At 65.1% G+C, this 1,430-nt stretch carries 1 protein-coding gene; it reads right to left on the reverse strand.

Going from position 1 to position 1,430, the window contains the following annotated elements; translation table 11 throughout:
* A partial coding sequence (locus tag A5698_RS10840; RefSeq protein WP_156670700.1) for an AMP-binding protein occupies positions 1–1,430 on the reverse strand: 1,430 nt, incomplete at both ends.

Here is a 1,430-nt window from a genome sequence, read left to right on the forward strand (position 1 = left end):
GCTCTCCACGTCTGCGGCGGTGATCTGGCGCACCGAGGCATGCACCGTGGTCTCGGTGATGCCGTACATGTTCAGCAGTCGCGGCAACCCCGGATGACGCCCCAACCAGCCACCCAGACGGGCAGGCTCGAGCGCCTCCCCACCGAAGATGACCGTCTCGAGTTTCAGCTGATCACCCAACTCCGGGGCCAGTCCGTCGGCGGCCTGCAGGGCGTAAAACGCCGAAGGCGTCTGGCTGAGCACGCCGACCTGTTCGGCGACCAACAACGCGTGAAGTTCTTCGGGCGAGCGCACGACTGCGTCGGGCACCACTACCAACCGCCCGCCGCTCATCAGCGCCCCGAAGATCTCCCACACCGAGAAGTCGAATGCCAACGAATGGCACTGCGACCACACCCCGGCCGTCGGCACATCAGCCTCCAGCGCATCGAGCAGCTGGACCACGTTACGGTGCGCCACCGCCACACCCTTCGGGGTCCCTGTGGTTCCCGAGGTGTAGATCAAGTAGGCGATATCGTCGGGTGACGGCACCGGCAACGTGGTGCGCGGCTGGGTATCGACGGCCGGATCGTCGATGTCGACGACCACCATTTCGTCATGGCCGGAAAGCCGCGAGTGCAGTGCGCGGGTGGTGATCGCGGCCGTCGGAGCGGCGTCGGCGAGCACGAACCCGATCCGCGCGTCCGGATGCGCTGGGTCGATCGGCACGTAGGCTGCGCCGGTTTTGAGTACGGCGAGGATTGAAACGACTGCCTCGGGTGAGCGTTTCAGCAGCAGTGCCACCCGTTGTCCGGGTCCCACGCCGTGACCGGCCAGAAGATGGGCCATGCGGTTGGCGGCTTCGTCGAGTGCGCGATACGTCCACGAACGAGCGCCATAAGTGATGGCCACTGCCTCTGGAGCGCGAGCCACCTGGGTGGCGAACAACGCCGGAATCGACAACGACGTGGACTCGGCCTCGGTCAACGCTGCCCGGTTGCCCCACGCCTGCAACTCCACGTGCTCGCGCTCATCGAGCACATCAATCGATGACAACCGCCGGGACGGATCAGCACACAGCGCCACCACCACCCGCTGCAACCGCTCAACGAGCGCTTCGATGCTGGCCGCATCGAACACATCGGTGCGGAACTCGATATCCCCGCCGATACCGACGGGCTCACCGGCCTCACTCCACTGCTCACCCAAAGAGAACGTCAAATCAACCCGGGCGGTGTGCGTGTCAGCAGCCATCGGGGTCAGCTGCACATCACCGAGGCGCAGATCACCAGCGACATTGTTCTGCCAAGCCAACAACACCTGCACCAGCGGATGATGATTCAAGCTCCGCGTCGGATTGAGCCGCTCCACCAGCACCTCGAACGGCACATCCTGATGCTCGAACGCGGCCAGGCTACGCGCACGCACCTGCTCCAACACCTCAGCGACCG

The organism is Mycobacterium sp. E136, from assembly GCF_001666865.1.
GTDB lineage: Bacteria > Actinomycetota > Actinomycetes > Mycobacteriales > Mycobacteriaceae > Mycobacterium.